Source organism: Bordetella genomosp. 10 (genome assembly GCF_002261225.1).
Taxonomy (GTDB): domain Bacteria; phylum Pseudomonadota; class Gammaproteobacteria; order Burkholderiales; family Burkholderiaceae_B; genus Bordetella_C.
Genome location: NZ_NEVM01000005.1, coordinates 3,063,432 through 3,082,740 on the forward strand (window position 1 = coordinate 3,063,432; position 19,309 = coordinate 3,082,740).

Genomic DNA, 19,309 nt, shown 5'->3' on the forward strand with positions numbered 1-19,309 from the left:
CGGATAGAGCTCATTCGTGATGTTCAATCTGTGAAGTATGTGGGCGCACCTCAAAACGCCGCGCCCTTCAGGATTACTGGACTGCGGGAAGGAAGTCCGGAGCCAGCTCGATCGCCTGGCCGTTCATCTTCACATGAAGCCCGCCCGTACGGCCCTTGCCTGCCCACAACACCACGGGGTGTGTCGAATTGGACGACATCGTCACCGTCAATTGCAGCGACTCGCCGACAGTCACAAGCAAGGGCTTGTCCAAGCCCAGGTAGGCATACCGATTGTCCACAGCCAGCGCGACATTGGTTCGCCCGCGCACGCACTGCTTGCCACAGACCTCGACCTGCAGATCGCCATTCGCACGGCCAAAATATGTGCCCAGGTTGAAAGCCACCGAATAGAGCGATCCATTCGCGGGAGCGTCGAATTCGCCGCTAAGAACATTATCCTTGGACAGAACCACCGGATCATGTGCCGCCGAAGCAAACTGCTGCTCACGATAATTCCGCTCCGGCACCCAATAGCGGGAAAGCAGAGCATCGGCGGTCATGCCCAGGTTGGCGAGGAAAAAGACAATCAATACCATGTCCAATGCGTACCGACGCCGGCCGTCAAGCGGCTGTGAGCCGGCGACGGCATATGCCAGCATCATAGCTGGGATGTGGAAATAACGTCCCTGCACTCCGTCGACCATCGTACTGGGAAACGGCGTCCAAGTTGCCAACAACGCCAGGAAAACCAGCACGCAGGATCCCACGGCACCGATTGCCAGCACAATGCGACCCACCGTTTCTCCACGGGTTTGATTACGCCATTGAAATGAAACCAAACCCAGCAAGATCATGACAATAAATGCGACGCTCTCATACCACGCAGGCAGGTAAACGTCGAGATAGCCCAGCGTGCCAATAAATGTATCCCGATAGTAGGCCCATTTGTCTTTGAGGGTTGCCCCGACGATGCCCAAGAACTTGAACGGATGCAGCAGGTAATAACGCAACACCTGGCTCGTGCCTACTTCCCGCGGGATACGCGGATCCTGCACCGTTATCAGCGCGAATGATGTCCAGGCCAGCGTCAGGACCAGCACCAGCAAACTGAATAACAACAACTGCCGGCTGCGGCGATGCCACGCGACAACAAATGGCAGCAAAATCATAGGCAGGGCGTGCGCGCGACTGCCAGCCAAGATGAAGACGGCAATGCACATCACCAAGAACAATCCGCGCTCGCCTTCCACACGCTGCGATTGCAAGAGCGCCATAAAGCAACTGAGCGCCAGCATACATAAGCCCAGCGCCAACCCGTCTATGGTCGTCGAAATGGACTGGAAAATGACCATGGGCATGGCCAGCAGCGCCAGTACGACGGAACTAGGCGTAACCAGGCGGCCGGCCGCCACAATCAATCCGAGCGTCGTCAGAAACACAAAGGCGCGCGCCAGTGTGTAGCTATGAGCGATCGATAGATTCAGCGCACGCGATATTGCCAGCGCGAGAGCTTGCGGCAAATAAATGACTGGAAAATAATAACCTGTACCGGCATAACTTCGCTGACTGCGCGTGCCGGTCCATCGGATATTGGGTGCGACGCCGTCCATCAGGGCTGCATCCAGTTTCCCGCTCACGCCTATGGCGTGGAAAATATCGTCGAACTTTAGCAACCCGTCGTCGATGGCGCCCCCGGACCCACCAGGGTTCCGATCCAGCAATATCTGACCCATTGAGAGTAGATACGAACGCGCCAAGTGCGACTCCTCATCTGGAGATTGACCGGGCGGGATGAGCGCATTGAGGAGGATCCCGCAGGCCAGGGCGAGCAGAATCAGAAGCCTAGCCGGAACGGCGGCCCTGCGCGCTGGTTCTCGCCCGCCGGCCAGAACATAGAGATCATCAGCCAAAATATGCCTGCGCGATGGTTTCCACGTCACCAGCCATGCGAATCTTGCCGTGCTCCAGCCAAAGAGCCTTGTTGCAAGTGTGCATAAGCAATTGCTGCGAGTGTGTGGCGATGACGAGAATATTGGTCGCCTTGACCAACTCGCCCATCCGTTGTTCGGCTTTCTGCTTGAATGCCTCATCGCCAACCGACAACCATTCGTCCATCAAAAGAATTTCCGGACGCAGGATGGTCGACACCGAGAAGGCCAGGCGCAAATGCATGCCGGACGAATAGGTCCGCACAGGCATATCAACGAAATCGCCGAGATCAGAAAAATCGATGATGTTTTCCAACTCGCGATCGATGTAGCGTTTGTTCATGCCTAGCAATGCAGCACGGATATAGATATTTTCCCTGCCGGTCGCCTCCGGATCGATGCCCAGCGAGATATCAATCAAGGAACCGAGGTGACCGTGGATCTGGGCCGTCCCAGAGGAAGGCGAATAAACTCCACTGAGCAAACGCAGCAATGTGCTCTTGCCGGCCCCGTTGTGGCCAACCAGCCCCAAGCGATCGCCATCACCCAGGGTGAAGGACAGATTCTCTAAGGCACGTACCACCACACGGCCCTGTTGGTCCGCGCCCAATTGGCCACCCGTGGCCACCTGCAACAGGCGCTTCTTCAATGACCTCCCGTTCGCGTTGTAAATAGGGAAGTCGACACAGACATCTTTGAATTCTATCGAAGCCATATTTGTTCTATCAGAGCCAATAAGCAATACGCCGCTTATAGCGGCCATATACAGCAAGCGCAATCGCCCAGCCGCCTACGGCCATCAATACCGCGACGATCCAGTTCAACGACGATGGCGCTTCCCCGAGCAAAGGCGCACGCACAACTTGCAGGAGGTGGTAGCAAGGATTGAGGTTCAAGAGGAACAGCGCGGCACGTGCCGGCAAATGCGAAGGCATCCACATGATCGGCGTGAGATAAAAAACCACCTGAAGAACGCTGGCGACAATCTGCGGCAAGTCCCTATACCGAGCACATAACACCGCCAGGATCAACGCAACCCACGCCACGTTCACGGTGACGAGCAGAAACCCCGGCAGCGTCAACAAGGCTATCCAGCCGACCGGCTTCGCGACGACGAGGAATATCAGTGGAAGAATTACGATATTGTGGCCGAGGATAATGATATTGCGCCAAAGCATCCTCAGAATATGAACGAACAACGGAATGGGCAGTTGTTTGATAATGCCTTCGGCCGAAATGAAACCTGTGCATCCCTCGGTGACGCAGGAAGACACGAAGCCCCAGAGAATGATCCCGGCTGCCACGAAAGGCAGGAACTCATGCATCGGGGACTTGAATATCTGCCCAAACACGATTCCTATTGTGCCGATCATCACGCCCATGCTGATAGTCAGCCAGAAGGGCCCCAATGCCGACCGCCGGTACCGCTGCCGTACGTCCTGCCAGCCCAAAATCGTGACAAGTGAAAGGCGGCCGAAGGCCGAAAAAATGTCGCGGGTAGCAGTGGAAATTGATCTCGTGTTCATCGAACGATTTTCAAGAAAGCAAAAGATGGAGAACAGCCATGCTCCCCAGAAAATGTTGTCAGGCCTTTACTGCCACGACAATGCCTACCATGATCAGTCCTACCCCGATGAAATATTGGGGTTTGAATTGCTCATTGAAGATGAAGTGGCTGGCGATGGGTACGAGCACGAATGCAAGAGCCATGAAGGGATATACGCGCCCAAGATCGAGCTTCTGAAGTACCCAAATCCAGGCAATCGTCGTGATGCCGTACAGGGCCAGGGCCAGGAACAGCGTCGTTGCCGTCTCCATCACGAAGAAGCTGCCAGTCCGATGCAGGGATTGTGCACACATCTTGAATAGAATCTGGCCAGCGGCGATACCCAGGACGCAAAGTACGGCGACAAAATAGTTCATTTGACTGCCTCTTCGCGGGTTCCCATACCCTTGGTCAACGTATGAATAGCACGCTTGGGCGTTGACGAAATATCATGACCGATGAATGCCAGAATGAATTGCACGCCAAGTAATATTGGCGTAACTGCCAGCATAACGGCTCCGCTCGTAGTGGGGATACCATTGCGTATGGATGTGAGCCAATGCGCGCTGCCATAAAGCAAACCGAATATCACCAACAAAAAACCAACCGGAAGCTGCATGGAAGCTAGCGACATATCCCGCAGGTAATAGTTATAAAAAATGCGCTTGGAAAAGTTCCTAATATGTTTCAGCGTGAAGTCGCCAATGATCGATTTGATTTTCAGATTACTGACTTCGTCACCATATTTGGCGGCCATAGGGATATCCATCACCGCGGCGCGCAACGTGTTCAATCTGAACAAAATGTCTGTTTCGAAGAAATATCGCTTTGCGATTTTGTGAAAAGGCAGGTACCGTGCCACTTCCGCATGGATCGCGGTATAGCCATTGGTCGGGTCGAACAGATCCCAATAGCCCGACGAGAGCTTGGTCAGGAAAGAAAGCGCCGCATTGCCGAACAATCGCACTTTCGGCATGCTCTGCACCTTTTCAAGATCAAAAAAACGATTGCCCTTCGTATAGTCCGCTTCGCCGGCCAAAATGGGTTCCACAAAGATAGGGATAAGCCGCGGATCCATTTGACCATCGCCATCGACCTTGACAATCACATCAACGCCATCCGCAATGGCGGCGGCATACCCGGTCATGACGGCGCCGCCAACTCCCTGATTTTCCACGTGACGAACGACATGCACTCGCGGGTCGCGGCAATTCGCCTCGACGAAATCGCCGGAATTCTCCGGACACTTATCGTCTACAACGTAGATGTGAGTGACTTCCTTGCCTATCCCGGCAATCACGTCCAGAATGTGCTTGCGTACTTTGTAGCTCGGTATAACTACACCGATACGGGCGCAATATTGTTCGATTGTCCACCTGGCTCGCATATTGTCTTATCAAATAAAGTGTGAGCAAATTGATTTAGGGTAAGGCGGTAAATATAGAGGCCTTGAGGTATGGAGAGTCTTGCTCCACACCTGCCAGCCCCTGGCTCCCGCCTATATGTCCACTAGTCTGGGAGGCCATGCGAGGGAAAAATCTTCATGCACCAGCGTCAGATTCGGGTTATAGGCTGGATCGACAAAAGACGGCTCCAGCAGTTGCGAGCGGACAGTGGGAGCGGTCGGGCTCATTTCAGCACTCTCCGCAGGACTGTGCTGCCCCTCGCATTCCAATCGCAACACCACATGGCCAGCATAAACGTTGCGCAAGCCAGCCGCACGCAGCCTCAAACACAGATCGACCACTGCCGCCACCAATGTTTGCGGTCCGGACGCCATCCCACCCGCTGACATGAAACGTGATTTTCGCACGGCCACGCAAAGCGGTGAGAGCGCGGTCACCGCCTGGCTGACTGCCGCCCGGTGAAAATAGCCTTCGTCGGGCGTCTTCAGCCCACGGTGCGCTATACGCATCACGCCGTCGGCGCCGAACAACAGTGCCGTGCCCGCGACGCGCCCATCCGCATCCAGGACACGCGGGCCAACGGCGCCCGTATCGGCCTGGATGGCCTGCGCAACCAGTTCGCTCAGCCAAGCTGCCGACCTCGGTTGCATGAAAGGCGCCAGCAGGACGACAATTTCCCCATTCGCGGCGGCTGCAACGGCGGCGACCCGCTGCAAGGGAACGTCCTCGGTTGCCGGCGTGATGGAGGCGACCACGATCTCTCGGTTATCGTAATCAGTGCGCGCCCCCAGATCGGCCAGCCACGCGTCGAAAAGGGTATCGCCGGCGGCGCCGCCCATCACGACAATCGACACGCGTGGCGGCGGCGACGGCAGCATATAGCGCGTCTGGCAATATCCCGCCGGCTGGAATTCTGCTGTCGCGGCCACCCCGCGGCGCTTTAAATGCTCGTTCAAGGCCCGCTCACCCGCCGGCAGCGCATACGGCTTGGATTGCCCCCCGACAGCGGTGCTCGCCGCATGCATGCGCCAGTGGTACAGCACGCGCGGCACGTGCACGATCTGCTCAGGCGCCAACCGCTCCACGCAGCGCAATGCTAAATCGTAGTCTTGCGCGCCCTCCAGGCCTTTCCTGAATCCGCCCACCTCCTCGACCAAGGCGCGTCGATAGACACCCAAATGGCAAATGAAGTTGTAGGAGAGGAAAAGCTCGTAATTCCAATCCGGCTTGAAATGCGGCACGCAACGCACACCCGCGTCCGTAATCTTGTCTTCATCCGAATAGACGAGGCCTGCATCCGCATGGCGATTTATCGCCTCCACAATGCAGAAGAGCGCGTCCTCCGAGAGCAGGTCATCGTGATCGAATAGTGCGACCCAGTCGCCTCTCGCCATACCCAGAGCCGTGTTGGAGGCTTCCGAGATGTGCCCATTGCGCTCACGGAAAGTCACGCGTATGCGCGCATCCCTGGCTGCACAACGCTGCAGCATCTCCTTTACCACGGGATCGCTGGATGCATCGTCAGCAATGCAAAGCTCCCAGTGCGGATACAACTGCGCCTGCACCGAAGCAATAGCCGCTTCCAGCCACCGAGGTTCAGGGTTGTAGACGGGCATGATGACCGAAACCAGAGGCTGCGAAACCATGGCTGCGGCACGAGTTCGCACCTGTTCCCGCCGCGCGTCGCTCATCGTGTCATAGCGCGCAACCCAGCTTTCATAATCGTTGCGGCCGTCACCGCCTTGACGACGGATGGCGGCCCCAAGGGCCATCAAACCGCGTCCAACGCCTGCCCAGCCTTCGCGACGGGCCAGGCCGATCGCACGCCGCACAACCTGCTTGAAACCGCCGAACTGGCGCAGGCCGCGCACAAGTCCCGCCGCGGGCCCGCGCCCGCCGCCCGGACTCGCGTCTTCACGCTTGCCGGCATGCGCCATTTGCTCACTCAAAAACGTCGGCTTGACGAAATGCGCTGCCACGCTCGTCCTTGGCGGAGAGCGTCGGCTTTTCGAGCGTGCCGTCGAGCGGCCAGTCTATCCCGAGATCCGCATCGTTCCAGATGATGCAGCGTTCGGCATCCGGCGCGTAATAGTCCGTCGTCTTGTAGAGAAACTCCGCGGTGTCCGATAAGACCAGGAAAGCATGGCCGAATCCTTCGGGTACCCATAGCATGCGCTTGTTTTCCGCCGTCAACCGTTCGCCTACCCATTTGCCGAAAGTCGGCGAGGACTTGCGTAGATCAACGGCAATGTCGTAGACCTCGCCCTGCACCACGCGCACCAGCTTGCCTTGCGGCTGGCGGATCTGATAATGAATGCCACGCAACACGCCCTTGACCGAGCGGGAATGATTGTCCTGGACGAAGTCGACATCCCGGCCCACGCCTTCGGCAAAGGCCCGGCGATTGAAGCTTTCGAAGAAAAAGCCGCGATCGTCGCCGAACACTTTGGGCTCGACGATGACGACGTCAGGAATGGTGGTCGGGATGATTTTCACGATTTGACCTCGTCCTCAAGCATGCGCAACAAATACTGGCCATAACCGTTCTTGGACAGCGGCTCGGCCAATCGACGCACCTGCTCCGCATCGATGAAACCACGACGATAGGCAATTTCCTCCGGGCAGGCCACTTTCAGGCCCTGGCGATGCTCGATGGTCTCAATGAAATTGCTGGCCTCGATCAAGCTTTCATGCGTTCCGGTGTCGAGCCAGGCATATCCACGGCCCATGATTTCGACCGACAATTCGCTGCGTTCCAGATAGATGCGATTGACGTCCGTGATTTCGAGTTCGCCACGCGTCGAAGGTTTCAACCCGGCGGCGATGTCGATAACCTGCTCGTCATAGAAATAAAGTCCCGTCACCGCATAACTGGACTTTGGTTTCTTGGGCTTTTCTTCCAGCGAGGTAGCTTTACCGTTCTCGTCGAAAGCGACGACGCCATAACGCTCCGGATCATGGACGTGATACGCGAATACCGTTGCCCCCTTGTCCTTGCGAATGGCGTTTTCGAGACGAACGTGCAGATCGTGGCCGTGGAAAATATTGTCGCCCAATACAAGCGCTGACGGCGACCCATCCAGGAACTTCTCGCCAATGATGAAGGCCTGCGCCAACCCATCCGGACTCGGCTGCACGGCGTATTGCAAGTTAAGGCCCCATTCACTCCCGTCGCCCAGCAGTTGCTGAAAACGCGGCGTGTCTTGCGGTGTCGAAATGATCAGGATGTCCCGCAAACCGGCCAGCATCAATGTGCTGAGCGGATAGTAGATCATCGGCTTGTCGTAGATCGGCAGCAACTGCTTCGACACCGCCTTGGTGACGGGGTATAACCGCGTTCCCGATCCACCGGCGAGGATGATTCCTTTGCGTTGTTTTGTCGTCGTCATGATCTATTTATCGAGAGCTTCGGCGAGCATCCGGGCCACGCCGGTCTGCCACGCGGGCATGGTGAATCCGAAGGCGGCGCGCAGTTTACCGGTATCGAGCCGGGAGTTGTTGGGGCGTCGCGCGGCGGTCTTGTAGGCACTGGAGGGAATGGCTTGCACCGCATCGGGAGCCACTTTCAAATCGATACCCGCCTGAGCCGCCGTTGCCAGAACGAATTGCGCGTAAGTGTGCCAGGAGGTGTACCCCGCGGCAGCCAGGTGATAGATGCCATCGCGGCCCGCATCGCCCCGCACTGCGCCGATGGCCTGGGCAGTGACATCGGCAATCAATTCAGCCCCGGTCGGCGCGCCGATCTGATCGTCGATCACCGACAGGCTGTCGCGCTCGCGCGCCAGCCGCAACATGGTCTTGGCAAAGTTACCGCCGCGGGCCGCATACACCCAACTGGTGCGAAAAACGAGGCTACGGCACCCGGCGCGCGCGATGGCATGCTCGCCCTCCAGTTTGGTGCGGCCATAGACACTCAGCGGACCGGTGGCGTCATCTTCGCGCCAGGCACGCTCGCCGTCGCCCGCAAAGACATAGTCGGTCGAATAATGCACCAACAGCGCGCCCAGGCGCTTGGCTTCCTCGGCAAGAACGGCCGGCGCAACGGTATTGATGGCCTCGGCGGCAGCGACTTCGCTCTCCGCCTTGTCCACCGCCGTATAGGCGGCGGCGTTGATGATGACCTGGGGCGCCAGCGTCCGTACCGTGCGAGCTAGCCCATCCGCGTCCGCGAGGTTGCCGGTCAGTCCGTTATCGCCATGCCGGTCAAGCGCGATGAGATCGCCCAGCGGCGCCAAAGCACGCTGCAACTCCCAACCGACCTGGCCGTTCTTGCCGAGAAGCAGGATTTTCACTGTCCGCGCCCCGCGTAGTTCTTGTCCAGCCATTGAAGATAAGCGCCGCTCTGGACGTTGGAGGTCCACTCCGGATTATCCAGATACCACGCCACCGTCTTGCGGATACCCGTCTCGAACGTTTCAGCGGGCTTCCATCCGAGTTCGCGCTCGAGCTTGCGCGCATCGATGGCGTAGCGGCGATCGTGGCCCGGGCGATCCTTCACGAAAGTAATCTGCTCGGCATAGGAGCGTTTGTCGGCCCGCGGCTTGAGCTCGTCCAGGATGGCGCAAATAGTCTTGACCACATCCAGGTTCGGCTTTTCGTTCCAGCCACCGACGTTATAGGTTTCGCCCAGCTTGCCATCCGCCAGTACGCGGCGAATGGCCGAGCAATGGTCCTTGACGAACAGCCAGTCGCGCACCTGCTGGCCGTCGCCGTATATCGGCAGCGGTTTGCCGGCGACGGCGTTAAGAATCACCAGCGGAATCAGCTTCTCGGGGAAGTGATACGGGCCGTAGTTGTTGCTGCAGTTGGTGGTGAGCACCGGCAAGCCGTAGGTATGGTGCCAGGCGCGAACGAGATGGTCGGAAGCCGCCTTGCTGGCCGAATAGGGGCTGTTGGGCTCGTAGGGGTTCGTTTCGGCGAAAGGAGGGTCCCCCGCCTGCAGCGAACCGTAGACCTCGTCGGTAGAGACGTGCAGGAACCGGAATGCCGCTTTATCGGCCTCCGGCAGGTCCGCCCAATAGCCTCTCACCGCTTCCAGCAAGTTGAACGTGCCGACCACGTTGGTCTGGATGAATTCCCCAGGACCGTCGATAGAACGATCTACATGCGATTCGGCTGCGAAGTTCACCACCGCGCGCGGCTGGTGCTTCTTCAGCAGATCGGCAATCACGGCGCGGTCGCCGATATCCGCCTTGACGAATATGTGCTCCGGCTTGTCAGCCAGCGTCTTCAAGGTTTCCAGGTTTCCCGCATAGGTCAGCTTGTCGACGTTCACCACCGGCTCGTCCGATTGCGCGAACCAGTCCAGAACGAAATTCCCGCCGATAAAGCCGGCGCCGCCAGTCACCAAAATGGTCATGTCTATAGTTTCTTGAAAAATGCCGCCGCGAAAAGCCCGACGTTATCCACGAAGGTCTGGCGAAAAACGCCAGATCTCTTCAATTTAAGCACCCGTTGCAACGCGCCGCCATTGCGTGCCGATACAAACGCCTCCAACACGACCCGATTGGACGGAGACAATCTTGGGGCTATCCTCCGGATCCCTGCAATATTCTGATCGATCCAGCCCCGCAATTGACCATGCATCAATCTGCGGAGGCGCAGGATGCGTGCGAAAGTGCCGTTATTCGATCCGATCAGGTTCCGCCCATGCTGGCGATACAACAACGACGGCTCAGGGTCGTAGAAAATCTTGCCGCCGGCGGCGCTCACGGCCACGTAGGTCCACCAGTCGTGCGCCACCACCTGAAGATCGGGTCCCGCGCTGACCAGGATCTGCCGCGCGGACCGGTTGAACACCATGGTGTTGCCGCCGCCGACGTTCTGAACCAACGCGTTCCGGAAGTCCGGAGAATGACGAAACAACGGTGACAAACCGATGAGCTGGCCGTCTTCATTCACCAGCTTGGTGCGTGTGCAGTATAGCCCGGGCGTTTCCCGGCCCATGGTTTCCAAGCGTTCCAACGCACGCTCAATTTTGTCGGCATCCCAGACGTCATCCTGGTCGCAATAGGCAAAATAGTCGGCATCGATTTCCCGCCGGCACGTCAACGACAGAAAATTGGCGGCGAAACCCCGTCCGGGGCCTGGCGTGATCTGCAGCCTGTCTTCTCCCCACTGGTCCTGGTAAGCGCGCAGGATTTCCAGGGTGCGGTCCGAGGAGCCATCGTCGGACACCCAGACTTTCCAGTCCTGATACGTCTGCGCCTTGATGGAATCCAATTGCTGCGAGAGAAATTGTTCTCCGTTATAGGAGCAAAGCAAAATAGCGACGTGACCACTAGGCAAGGGTAGGGATTCCGAAATTCCAATACTCACGGCTTGTCGGCCTCTTTCTTTACCATCAACCATCGCGGGGAGGCAAAACGTACCAAGGTCCGGTAGAGGCTCAGATAGACGATGGAAAAAAGGGCCACGAAACCCATCAATACATACTCGTACTGCCAGAAGCAGACGGCGGGGATGACCGCCAGCGAGGACAAGACCCACAAATACGGAGAGGTCATGGCATTGCGTTGTACTTTATCTTTTACCGCCGACGACCCTATCGCCCATCGCACCAGCCGCTTATAAACGAGCATGTGCAGATGCACGCCGTCCGGCATGCCGGGAGACCGGCCACGCAGCCAGCGCTTTCGATAAATCGAAAATAATGTCTCGAAAACCGGATAAATACACAGCAGCAACGGAAACCAAGCCGAAACATCCGGATGCCGATAAAGCATCAATACCGAAAGCTCGCCAATAAAAAATCCGATGAAATAGGCGCCGCCATCCCCCAGGAAAATCAGGCCGCGTGGATAATTCCAAACTAGGAATCCGGCGATGGCGCCTATCATTCCGACCGAAGCCACAACCAGCAAACGATCGCCCAGATAATAGGACACATAGCCGAGCCCGGCCAAAATCATTACCGAAACGACCGCGGCCAAGCCGTTATAGCCGTCAATGATATTGATCGCATTGGCCGCGCCGCCAACGGCAATCATGGTGAACAGTACCGATACGGCCGTGAATTGCAGCAGCCAGTCGATGCCGACGATGTTCAGCCGGACGACCGCCGCGCCCAGGAAGTAATACCCCAGGCCACCCGCCGCCATGGCGAGCAGCAGGCGCACGCTCGCGCGGACCCGCTTGGTGACGTCCTCGGCCAAGCCGCCGGCGAACGCCGGCAGGCTGGCCAGCAGCAGCAGCAGCAACTGCTTCAATAGGAATGGTTCGCGCCAGGCCGCGACGGCACAGACCACCAGCATCGCGATAAACAGCGAAACACCCCCAATGCGGGGCACCGGGCGCACGTGATATTTTTGCACCCCGGTCATGTCATGATCCGAGGTATACCGGGCATGCCAATGGCCGAAACGCAGCGTCAGCAGCGTAAATACCGCGGACACGATGAAAGCGATCGACACGTAAAGCATGAACGGGCACCTACCCTAATACTTATATGAGGTTTTTGTAGGGTCGGCTGATTACCAAAACAGTGATACGCGGAATCACGATCCTGGACCTGCCCGGCATCAGCTATCATTACCCCGTCAGATAGCTCGCTGATTTTACTGCGAATTCCGGTAATCTGCCTGCCACCTTTACTTGCGTTATGTCACGTCTTCATGACCAAAACTCGCCGCTATTGCATCCTCTCCATATTGCTTAACGGATCTCTCGGCTTGTTACCGGTGATGCTGATGGCGACGTCTCAAGGCGGCAGCGCCTTGTTTTACGTGCTGCTGGCCTCCAGCCTGGCTGCGCTGGCCTGTCTGCCCGCCCCGCCGGACGGCAGTCTGCGAGGCTACAAGACGCTGGCGGCATGCATTGCCGTTACGCTGGCGGCGGTACTGGCCAGCCAGGGCGGGCATCACTTCGCCTCCGGGTCGGGGTCCGAATTCGAGCGCGCCGGCCGGCTGGTGCTGGGCATGCTCATCTGCCTGGCGGCGTTGCGGCGCCTGGATGAACGGGATTTATGGTATCCCATCCTGGGTTTTGCCGCGGCCGGCTGGGTGGCCGCCATTACCGTCGCCAAACTGGCCTGGGAAACCCAGGGACGCCCCGAAACCGAGGAGTACAACGCCGTCGGCTACGGCAATTTGTTGCTGCTGTTTGGCGTGCTCGTGGTGTTTTCGCTTGGCTGGCGCCTCACGCGGTACGCGCGCACCGAATTCGCCGTCAAGCTCGTCACCGCCGTCGCGGCGTTTTACGGTTTCATCCTGACCCAGACCCGCACGGGCTGGATGGCGGTGCCCGTCTTCATCCTGATCGGCGTGGCCCTTTTCGCCCACAAGGCGGGGCGCCGCAAGGCGATCGCGGCCTGTTTCATCGCCCTGGCCGTGGCGGCGGCCGTGGGCGCCAGCAGTTCCGCGCTGCGCCATCGGGTCGAGATGGGCGTTACCGAATTGCGCAAATGTGAAGTGGCGCCCTTGACGAACAGCTCTATGTGCATACGACTGCAGCTCTGGGGCGCCGCCTGGCGCATGTTCGAGGACGAGCCCCTCCTGGGCGTCGGCGGCGGCAAGCCCTTCGCTGCCCGCCTCCAGGCGGAGGAAGGCCGCGGCGTGTCAACCTATGTCGCACAAAATTTCGGTGAAGCGCACAGCGACCCGCTCTATACGCTCGCCACGACGGGCATTTTGGGTGCAATCGCCCTGCTGCTGGCCTATTTCGCGCCGGCGTGGATTTTCTTCAAGCGATTGATCCGCAATGGCATTCCGCAGGAATACAGGGTAGCGGCGGCCATGGGGCTGGCTTTCTGCCTCGGCTTCGCCATATTCGGCCTGACCGAGCTCATGTTCCGCGGAATGCGCACGGTCTCTTTTTACGCGGTGAGCGTGGCTTGGCTGCTGGCTGCGTCACATTCTGCAACGAGCAGCTATGGACAATCCCATAGACGGAGCATCTGAACAGGTACAGAATGGCTAAAACTCCATAAAAAAGGAGACAGCCATGCGCATTTCAGATGCTCAATGGATTCCGTCGACCCAGCATCAAACCTGGGAAGCGCTGACCAGTTGTTCCGTTCTGCGGGAATGCATCCCCGGTTGTGTACAGGTGGAATGCAAATCGCCGACGGAATATGCCTTTACCGTGCGCGCCAAGGTGGCCGGTCTGGGCGCGGATTACGAAGGCGAGGTTCTGCTTTCGGACGTCAATGCGCCTCACGGGTGCACCCTTGTCTTCGAGGGCAAGGGCGCGGCGGCCGGCCTGGCGATCGGCACCGCCCAGGTCAACCTGACGCCGAAGGACGACGGCACCCGCCTGTCCTATACGGTAGCAGCGATGGCCGGCGGCAAACTGGGCGAAATCGGCGAGGCCACCCTGCTGAAGGCGGCCGAGAAAATCGTCGAGAAATTCTTCGCTTCCTTCATCGATTACATGTCGCGGCAGCCCCGGGTAGCGCCCCCGCCCGCGCCGGCCGAGCCCGAACCTCGCGGCCTGCAGAATTCCCCCTGGTCGTGGGCCGCGGTGATGGCGGTATTGCTGGTGTTCGTGGGCTATCACACCTTCTTTACCTGAATATCGACCACGCGGTTCACGGTTTTCTGACGGTAGACGCTGCCGTTCAGGAGTAAGCCGCCCCGGGTGATATGCTTGCGGCCCCAGGCCCTGGAGGCCTCGAGCCTTTGCCCGCCATGCGTAGCCGCGATATCACCGACCTGCTCGTCCTGGCCGCCGTTTGGGGCGGATCGTTCCTGTTCATGCGCATCGGCGTGCCGGAATTCGGCCCTGCCGCCTTGATCGCATTACGCGTCGGCCTCGCCGCGCTGGCGCTGCTGCCCCTGTTGTTCTGGCAACACAAGACGCGCGTGCTGCTGCGCCACTGGAAGGCGATCTTCGTCGTCGGCACCTTCAACGCCACCCTGCCCTTCATTCTCTACGCCTATGCCGCCCAGCAACTGGGCGCGGGTTTCCTGTCCATCGCCAATGCCGTCACGCCGATGTGGGGCGCGGCCATAGGTTGGATCTGGCTGGGCGACCGGCTGCCGGCTTCGCGGGTGGCGGGTATGGCCCTGGGGCTGGCGGGTATCGTCGTTCTCGTCTGGGACAAATTCAATTTCGGCGCCGACGGCAGCGGCCTGGCCGTCCTGGCCGCCTTGCTGGCGCCCGTTTGCTATGGCATCTCCGCCAATTGCGCCAAGCGCTACCTGTTCGGCGTCGACCCGTTGACCAACGCCACCGGCAGCATGCTCGCCTCGGCCTTGACGCTGCTGCCCTTCGCGATCTGGACCTGGCCGGCGCAGCCCGTTTCCTTTCACGCCTGGAGCGCCACCCTCCTGCTGGCGCTGGCCTGCACGGGCTTGGCTTATGTGTTGTTTTTCCGGCTTATCGCCAATGTGGGACCGATCGGCGCGATCAGCGTGACGTTTTTGGTACCTATCTTCGGCGTGTTCTGGGGCGCGTTCTTTTTGAACGAAATCGTCACGTCCAACATGCTGGCGGGCGCCGCGGTGGTATTGGCCGGCACCGCGCTGGCATTGGGCCTGGTGAGGCTTCCCGTCCTCCGCTGACGTCGTGCGCGATTGCGGTGCGCCGACGTGTGGCACGCCGATGTACCGCTTAATCTCACGATGGAAAACGTCATATGTTGTACGACCCTTTGGCCTGGCTGACCTGGGCCTGCATTTTCCTGGCCGCGGCATGCGCATGGCTACAGCCGCTGCGCTGGCAGGTCCACACCCCGCTGCTGCTGGCCTGCGGCTATACGGCCGCCGTGCTGGGTTTGCGGCTCTCCTGGGAAGCGCTGGTCATACTGGCCGTCCTGTACGCCATGGGCTACTCGGTCCAGGCCCGCAGGCCATGCCTGCAACGCGTCTTCGGCCACGCCGTCTATGTCGCGATGGCCGTCGCATTGGCGGCCCATATGCTGCCCGGTTTCGAGAATCCGATGGTGATCAACGCCACGCGCATAACGGCGGATGCCACGCCTTTTACGATGTATTTGAATCTGGACAAGCCGCTGGCCGGATTCTGGGTCGTGCTGGCGCTGCCCTGGACGATGCATCGCCGTTGCTGGCGGCATGCGCTTCCCGCCGCGGGTCTCGCACTGCTGTTGGCCGTGCCCGTCTGCATGATGTTGGCCGTTGCGTTGGGGCTGGTAGATTGGGCGCCGAAAGTGCCTTCCTACACGCTGATCTGGGCGATAAATAATCTGCTGCTGGTTTGCCTGGCCGAGGAAGCCTTCTTCCGCGCCTACGTGCAGGGCGGGCTGTCCCGCCTGCTGGGCAACAAGGAAGCGGCGCGCAATGGCGCATGGTTCGCATCGACCATCCTCTTCGCACTGGCACACTATGCCGGCGGATGGGAATGGATGCTGCTCGCTGCCGTCGCCGGCGTGGCATATGGCTACGCCTATCGTAGAGGCGGCCTGCGCGCGGCGGTGCTTGCGCATTTCGGTTTGAATGCCGCGCATTTCTTCTTCTTCACTTACCCTGCCCTGCAAAATACGTAAGCAGGTGGAAGGGCTGCGATCACTGGACTACCCTCCTGGCGCTGCGCGCCTCCTCCCCGAGGGAGGATTCGCGCTTGGGGCGGCCCGGCGCGCTCATAGGCATATGAGCTTCACGTTGCTCACTTCCATTGCCGCGCCGGCCGCGGAGTAGGTAAGCATCACCTGCACCGGCTCGTCCTCTTTGGCAAAGGCGAGCTGGATACGGTCGCTGCCAGCCGGATAGGATCTGCGTGCGGAATGATTCTGGCCTCCAGCGGAAACCCATTCGACAGCGACTTCGCCAGGGACGGGCAAGACGGCGTCGGCGACAACAGCGGCGCCCTTGGCCCCACCGCAAACGTTGGCGGCGACGCGGAAGGTTCGTTGATCTACCCTCGCCGGCAGCACCGAATGGTTGCTCGCATCCCGGACCTGTCGATTGCGGATGTCCATGGGCCAATCGTTGCCAGGTATCACGGGGGGCAATGGAATCGTCAAATTGGGCTCATACTTCGACAGCGCAGCGTATTGTTCGTAGTACCTGTCCTCTTGCGGAAAGCGCTTGTTTATCTGGCTGGCGACAGGCACTACAAGAAAGATTGCCGCCAGAATCGCTATCCACTTTTTCTGCTGCACCTGTAGCGCTACACAGGCAATGACGAGCGCGTACGGAACGACGAAATAGCGGGAGCCATTTCCTATCGGACTGATCACGCTCGGCATATTCTTGATGCTGTAGAGCCCTGCCGCATAAACCACGACGGCGCAAACGATCAGCATCAGCCGGTTCACGCTGGTCTTGTACAGGCTTAGCAACAACAAGACCCAGAACGCCATGCCTGCGATGCCGACGGCGGGCTTCTGGATACCGAACTTCAGGAACGTGAGTAAGGCCGCGGTCCAATGATGCAAGTCTCCGTCGGCGTGACCAACAGCTCGCGGAGATGTGAGCAGGAAAAAGACCTGTATGGCGGCACCTGCCAATACTACCGACGCGATCCGCCATTGCTTTTCCCGCCAGCCGACGAATGCCGCGACGGGTGCATAGAGGATGGAGAAAGGACCGGTCAACGACATCACGGCCACCAAAGGTAGCGTGCGCGCGCCGAATCGGGAGGGATGGCAGCAGATCAGGGCTAGAGCGATAGCCAACCACCATTGGGCATTGGTCAGCGTCAGGAACGTTTCGCCGCCGTGCGGCTGGGACAGCATCATCCCCATGCCTACGACAGCGGTAGCGGCGCCGGCGATACCGGCGTTGCTGTCTGGAACGACCCGTTTGAATGCCCAGAACGCCAGCAGGACCGCGCAGAGCCAGCCCGAAAAGTACACATAAGGCACCGCTATGAGCGGAAAGATACCTGCTACCAGGGCAAAGAAGCGGGCATAGACATGCAGATATCCCGCATACGGGGTGACAAACGATCCTACTCCGTACGTCTGGGCGCCGTTGAAGAAGATCGGCCCGTCCTCAGCCCACAATGACTGCACGATGAAGTCGTGAAAACCGTAGCGATGAATCAGGCCAAGGCTGGTCAGGCCTATGAAAACAAGCCAGATCAACAAGTCGAACCTGAACCGTCCTTTTACGCCGTGCTGCCCCACCGATTCCAAAGCGCTCTCTCGTCTCCTTTTGCGGATTTGCAATCATAGACTGAAAGTCGAAATGTCCTGATGCTCTTCGCTCCCTGCCAGCCCCTTGCCATCACTCGCGTCATACCTCATGGCATAACGCCCGTCCGTGTCTTACGATGGCGGCATGTGGCGGATCCAGCACAGGCACACGCGCCGATTCAAACCCGCTCAAACACCCCCGCCGCTCCCATCCCCGTCCCCACGCACATGGTCACCATGCCGTACTTCAACTGCCGGCGCCGCAAGCCATGCACCAGCGTCGCCGCGCGGATGGCGCCGGTGGCGCCCAGGGGGTGGCCCAGGGCGATGGCGCCGCCCAGGGGGTTGACCTTGTCCGGGTCCAGGCCCAGGTCGCGGATGACCGCCAGCGATTGCGCGGCGAAGGCCTCGTTCAGTTCTATCCAGTCGATCTGGTCCAGGGACAGGCCGGCCTGGTCCAGCGCGGCCGGGATGGCGGCGCGCGGGCCTATGCCCATGATCTCCGGCGCGACGCCTCGCACGGCGCAGCCGACGTAGCGCGCCAGCGGCGTCAGGCCATGGTCGCGCACGGCGCGCTCGGAGGCCAGCAGCAGGACGGCGGCGCCGTCCGAGGTCTGCGAGCTGTTGCCGGCCGTGACGCTGCCACCCGCGGCGAAGACGGGTTTCAGGCGCGCCAGGGCCTCGGCGGAGGTGTCTTCGCGCGGGCCTTCGTCGCGCGAGAATGCGATGCCGGCGTGCACGGGCTGGCCCATGCCCTGCGATAGATCGGGCGCGCGCAGCATCACCGGCACGCTGCTGATCTCCGCGTCGAACTCGCCCGCCTTCTGCGCGGCCAGCGCGTGCTGGTGCGAGCGCAGCGCGAAGGCGTCCTGGTCTTCGCGCGAGACCTGCCACTGCCGCGCCACGCGTTCGGCGGTCAGGCCCATGCCATAGGCGATGCCGATGTTTTCATCATGGGCAAACACGGATGGCGAGAAGGACGGCGCGTAGCCCATCATCGGCACCTGGCTCATGGATTCCGTGCCGCCCGCCAGCATGACGTCGGCCTCGCCGACCCGGATGCGATCCGCCGCCAGCGCGATGGCGCTCAGGCCGGAGGCGCAGAAGCGGTTCACGGTCATGCCGGCGACGGTGTCGGGCAAGCCGGCCAGCAGCGCGGCCAGGCGAGCAACGTTCAGGCCTTGCGGACCTTCCGGCCGGGCGCAGCCGATCACGGCGTCCTGGATGACACCGGGGTCCAGCGTCGGCACATGAGCCAGCGCGGCGCGGATGACGTGCGCCAACAGGTCGTCCGGGCGCATCGTGCGCAGCGCGCCGCGCGGCGCCTTGCCGACCGGCGAGCGGGTCGCCGCGACGATATAGGCATCTTGCAAAGTCCGAGTCATGGCATTTCCTCGATTTATGAGCCGCCG

General features: G+C 59.8%; 18 protein-coding genes. 4 read left to right on the forward strand and 14 right to left on the reverse strand.

The window, feature by feature from the left end; all coding sequences use genetic code 11:
* Positions 1 to 73: 73 nt before the first annotated feature.
* The 12 genes from CAL29_RS29690 to CAL29_RS29745 form a co-directional block, all read right to left on the reverse strand.
* Positions 74 to 1,891 carry a DUF2142 domain-containing protein gene (locus CAL29_RS29690; RefSeq protein WP_179284223.1) on the reverse strand — a complete coding sequence of 606 codons (1,818 nt, stop codon included), beginning with the start codon at positions 1,889 to 1,891 and terminating at the stop codon, positions 74 to 76.
* On the reverse strand, positions 1,884 to 2,624 hold the full coding sequence (locus CAL29_RS29695; RefSeq protein WP_094856445.1) for an ABC transporter ATP-binding protein: 741 nt from the start codon (positions 2,622 to 2,624) through the stop codon (positions 1,884 to 1,886). The genes CAL29_RS29690 and CAL29_RS29695 overlap by 8 nt, the downstream gene beginning before the upstream one ends.
* 10 nt (positions 2,625 to 2,634) lie before the next feature.
* Positions 2,635 to 3,435: an ABC transporter permease gene (locus tag CAL29_RS29700; protein WP_094856446.1), complete on the reverse strand. Its 801-nt coding sequence runs from the start codon at positions 3,433 to 3,435 to the stop codon at positions 2,635 to 2,637.
* Between the two features lie 58 nt (positions 3,436 to 3,493).
* Positions 3,494 to 3,832: an EamA family transporter gene (locus tag CAL29_RS29705; RefSeq protein ID WP_094856447.1), complete on the reverse strand. Its 339-nt coding sequence runs from the start codon at positions 3,830 to 3,832 to the stop codon at positions 3,494 to 3,496.
* Positions 3,829 to 4,842 (reverse strand): glycosyltransferase family 2 protein, encoded by a 1,014-nt coding sequence (locus CAL29_RS29710; RefSeq protein ID WP_094856448.1) that lies wholly within the window; start codon positions 4,840 to 4,842, stop codon positions 3,829 to 3,831. Before CAL29_RS29710 ends, CAL29_RS29705 begins: the two co-directional genes overlap by 4 nt.
* Before the next feature lie 111 nt (positions 4,843 to 4,953).
* Complete coding sequence (locus CAL29_RS29715) at positions 4,954 to 6,840, reverse strand: glycosyltransferase family 2 protein (RefSeq protein WP_143277778.1); 1,887 nt, start codon at positions 6,838 to 6,840, stop codon at positions 4,954 to 4,956.
* Positions 6,803 to 7,357, reverse strand: coding sequence for a dTDP-4-dehydrorhamnose 3,5-epimerase (gene rfbC, locus CAL29_RS29720; protein WP_094856450.1), 555 nt, complete (start codon positions 7,355 to 7,357; stop codon positions 6,803 to 6,805). Before rfbC ends, CAL29_RS29715 begins: the two co-directional genes overlap by 38 nt.
* A complete protein-coding gene (gene rfbA, locus CAL29_RS29725; protein ID WP_094856451.1) occupies positions 7,354 to 8,250 on the reverse strand; it encodes a glucose-1-phosphate thymidylyltransferase RfbA in 897 nt (298 codons plus the stop codon). The genes rfbC and rfbA overlap by 4 nt, the downstream gene beginning before the upstream one ends.
* 3 nt (positions 8,251 to 8,253) lie before the next feature.
* Positions 8,254 to 9,153, reverse strand: a complete 900-nt coding sequence (gene rfbD / locus CAL29_RS29730; protein WP_094856452.1) for a dTDP-4-dehydrorhamnose reductase — start codon at positions 9,151 to 9,153, stop codon at positions 8,254 to 8,256.
* The gene (gene rfbB, locus CAL29_RS29735; RefSeq protein ID WP_094856453.1) at positions 9,150 to 10,220 is read right to left on the reverse strand and encodes a dTDP-glucose 4,6-dehydratase; all 1,071 of its coding nucleotides are present in this window, start codon (positions 10,218 to 10,220) and stop codon (positions 9,150 to 9,152) included. The genes rfbD and rfbB overlap by 4 nt, the downstream gene beginning before the upstream one ends.
* A gap of 2 nt (positions 10,221 to 10,222) precedes the next feature.
* Positions 10,223 to 11,179 (reverse strand): glycosyltransferase family 2 protein, encoded by a 957-nt coding sequence (locus tag CAL29_RS29740; protein ID WP_256977805.1) that lies wholly within the window; start codon positions 11,177 to 11,179, stop codon positions 10,223 to 10,225.
* A complete protein-coding gene (locus tag CAL29_RS29745) occupies positions 11,176 to 12,282 on the reverse strand; it encodes an MraY family glycosyltransferase (RefSeq protein WP_094856455.1) in 1,107 nt (368 codons plus the stop codon). The genes CAL29_RS29740 and CAL29_RS29745 overlap by 4 nt, the downstream gene beginning before the upstream one ends.
* Positions 12,283 to 12,474: 192 nt before the next feature.
* Between CAL29_RS29745 and CAL29_RS29750 the strand changes: the two genes are divergently transcribed.
* From CAL29_RS29750 to CAL29_RS29765, 4 genes are all read left to right on the forward strand, one after another.
* Entirely contained in the window at positions 12,475 to 13,758 is a 1,284-nt protein-coding gene (locus CAL29_RS29750; RefSeq protein ID WP_094856456.1) for an O-antigen ligase family protein, read from the forward strand.
* Between the two features lie 43 nt (positions 13,759 to 13,801).
* The gene (locus CAL29_RS29755) at positions 13,802 to 14,371 is read left to right on the forward strand and encodes an SRPBCC family protein (protein WP_094856457.1); all 570 of its coding nucleotides are present in this window, start codon (positions 13,802 to 13,804) and stop codon (positions 14,369 to 14,371) included.
* A 116-nt stretch (positions 14,372 to 14,487) separates the two neighbouring features.
* Positions 14,488 to 15,363 (forward strand): DMT family transporter, encoded by an 876-nt coding sequence (locus CAL29_RS29760; RefSeq protein ID WP_094856458.1) that lies wholly within the window; start codon positions 14,488 to 14,490, stop codon positions 15,361 to 15,363.
* Between the two features lie 74 nt (positions 15,364 to 15,437).
* Positions 15,438 to 16,304: a CPBP family intramembrane glutamic endopeptidase gene (locus CAL29_RS29765; protein WP_094856459.1), complete on the forward strand. Its 867-nt coding sequence runs from the start codon at positions 15,438 to 15,440 to the stop codon at positions 16,302 to 16,304.
* A gap of 93 nt (positions 16,305 to 16,397) precedes the next feature.
* Here CAL29_RS29765 and CAL29_RS29770 read toward each other — a convergent pair whose 3' ends face one another.
* Both CAL29_RS29770 and CAL29_RS29775 read right to left on the reverse strand, forming a co-directional pair.
* Positions 16,398 to 17,897 (reverse strand): hypothetical protein, encoded by a 1,500-nt coding sequence (locus tag CAL29_RS29770; RefSeq protein ID WP_094856460.1) that lies wholly within the window; start codon positions 17,895 to 17,897, stop codon positions 16,398 to 16,400.
* Between the two features lie 179 nt (positions 17,898 to 18,076).
* Positions 18,077 to 19,282, reverse strand: coding sequence for an acetyl-CoA C-acyltransferase (locus CAL29_RS29775; protein ID WP_094856461.1), 1,206 nt, complete (start codon positions 19,280 to 19,282; stop codon positions 18,077 to 18,079).
* Positions 19,283 to 19,309 lie beyond the last annotated feature (27 nt).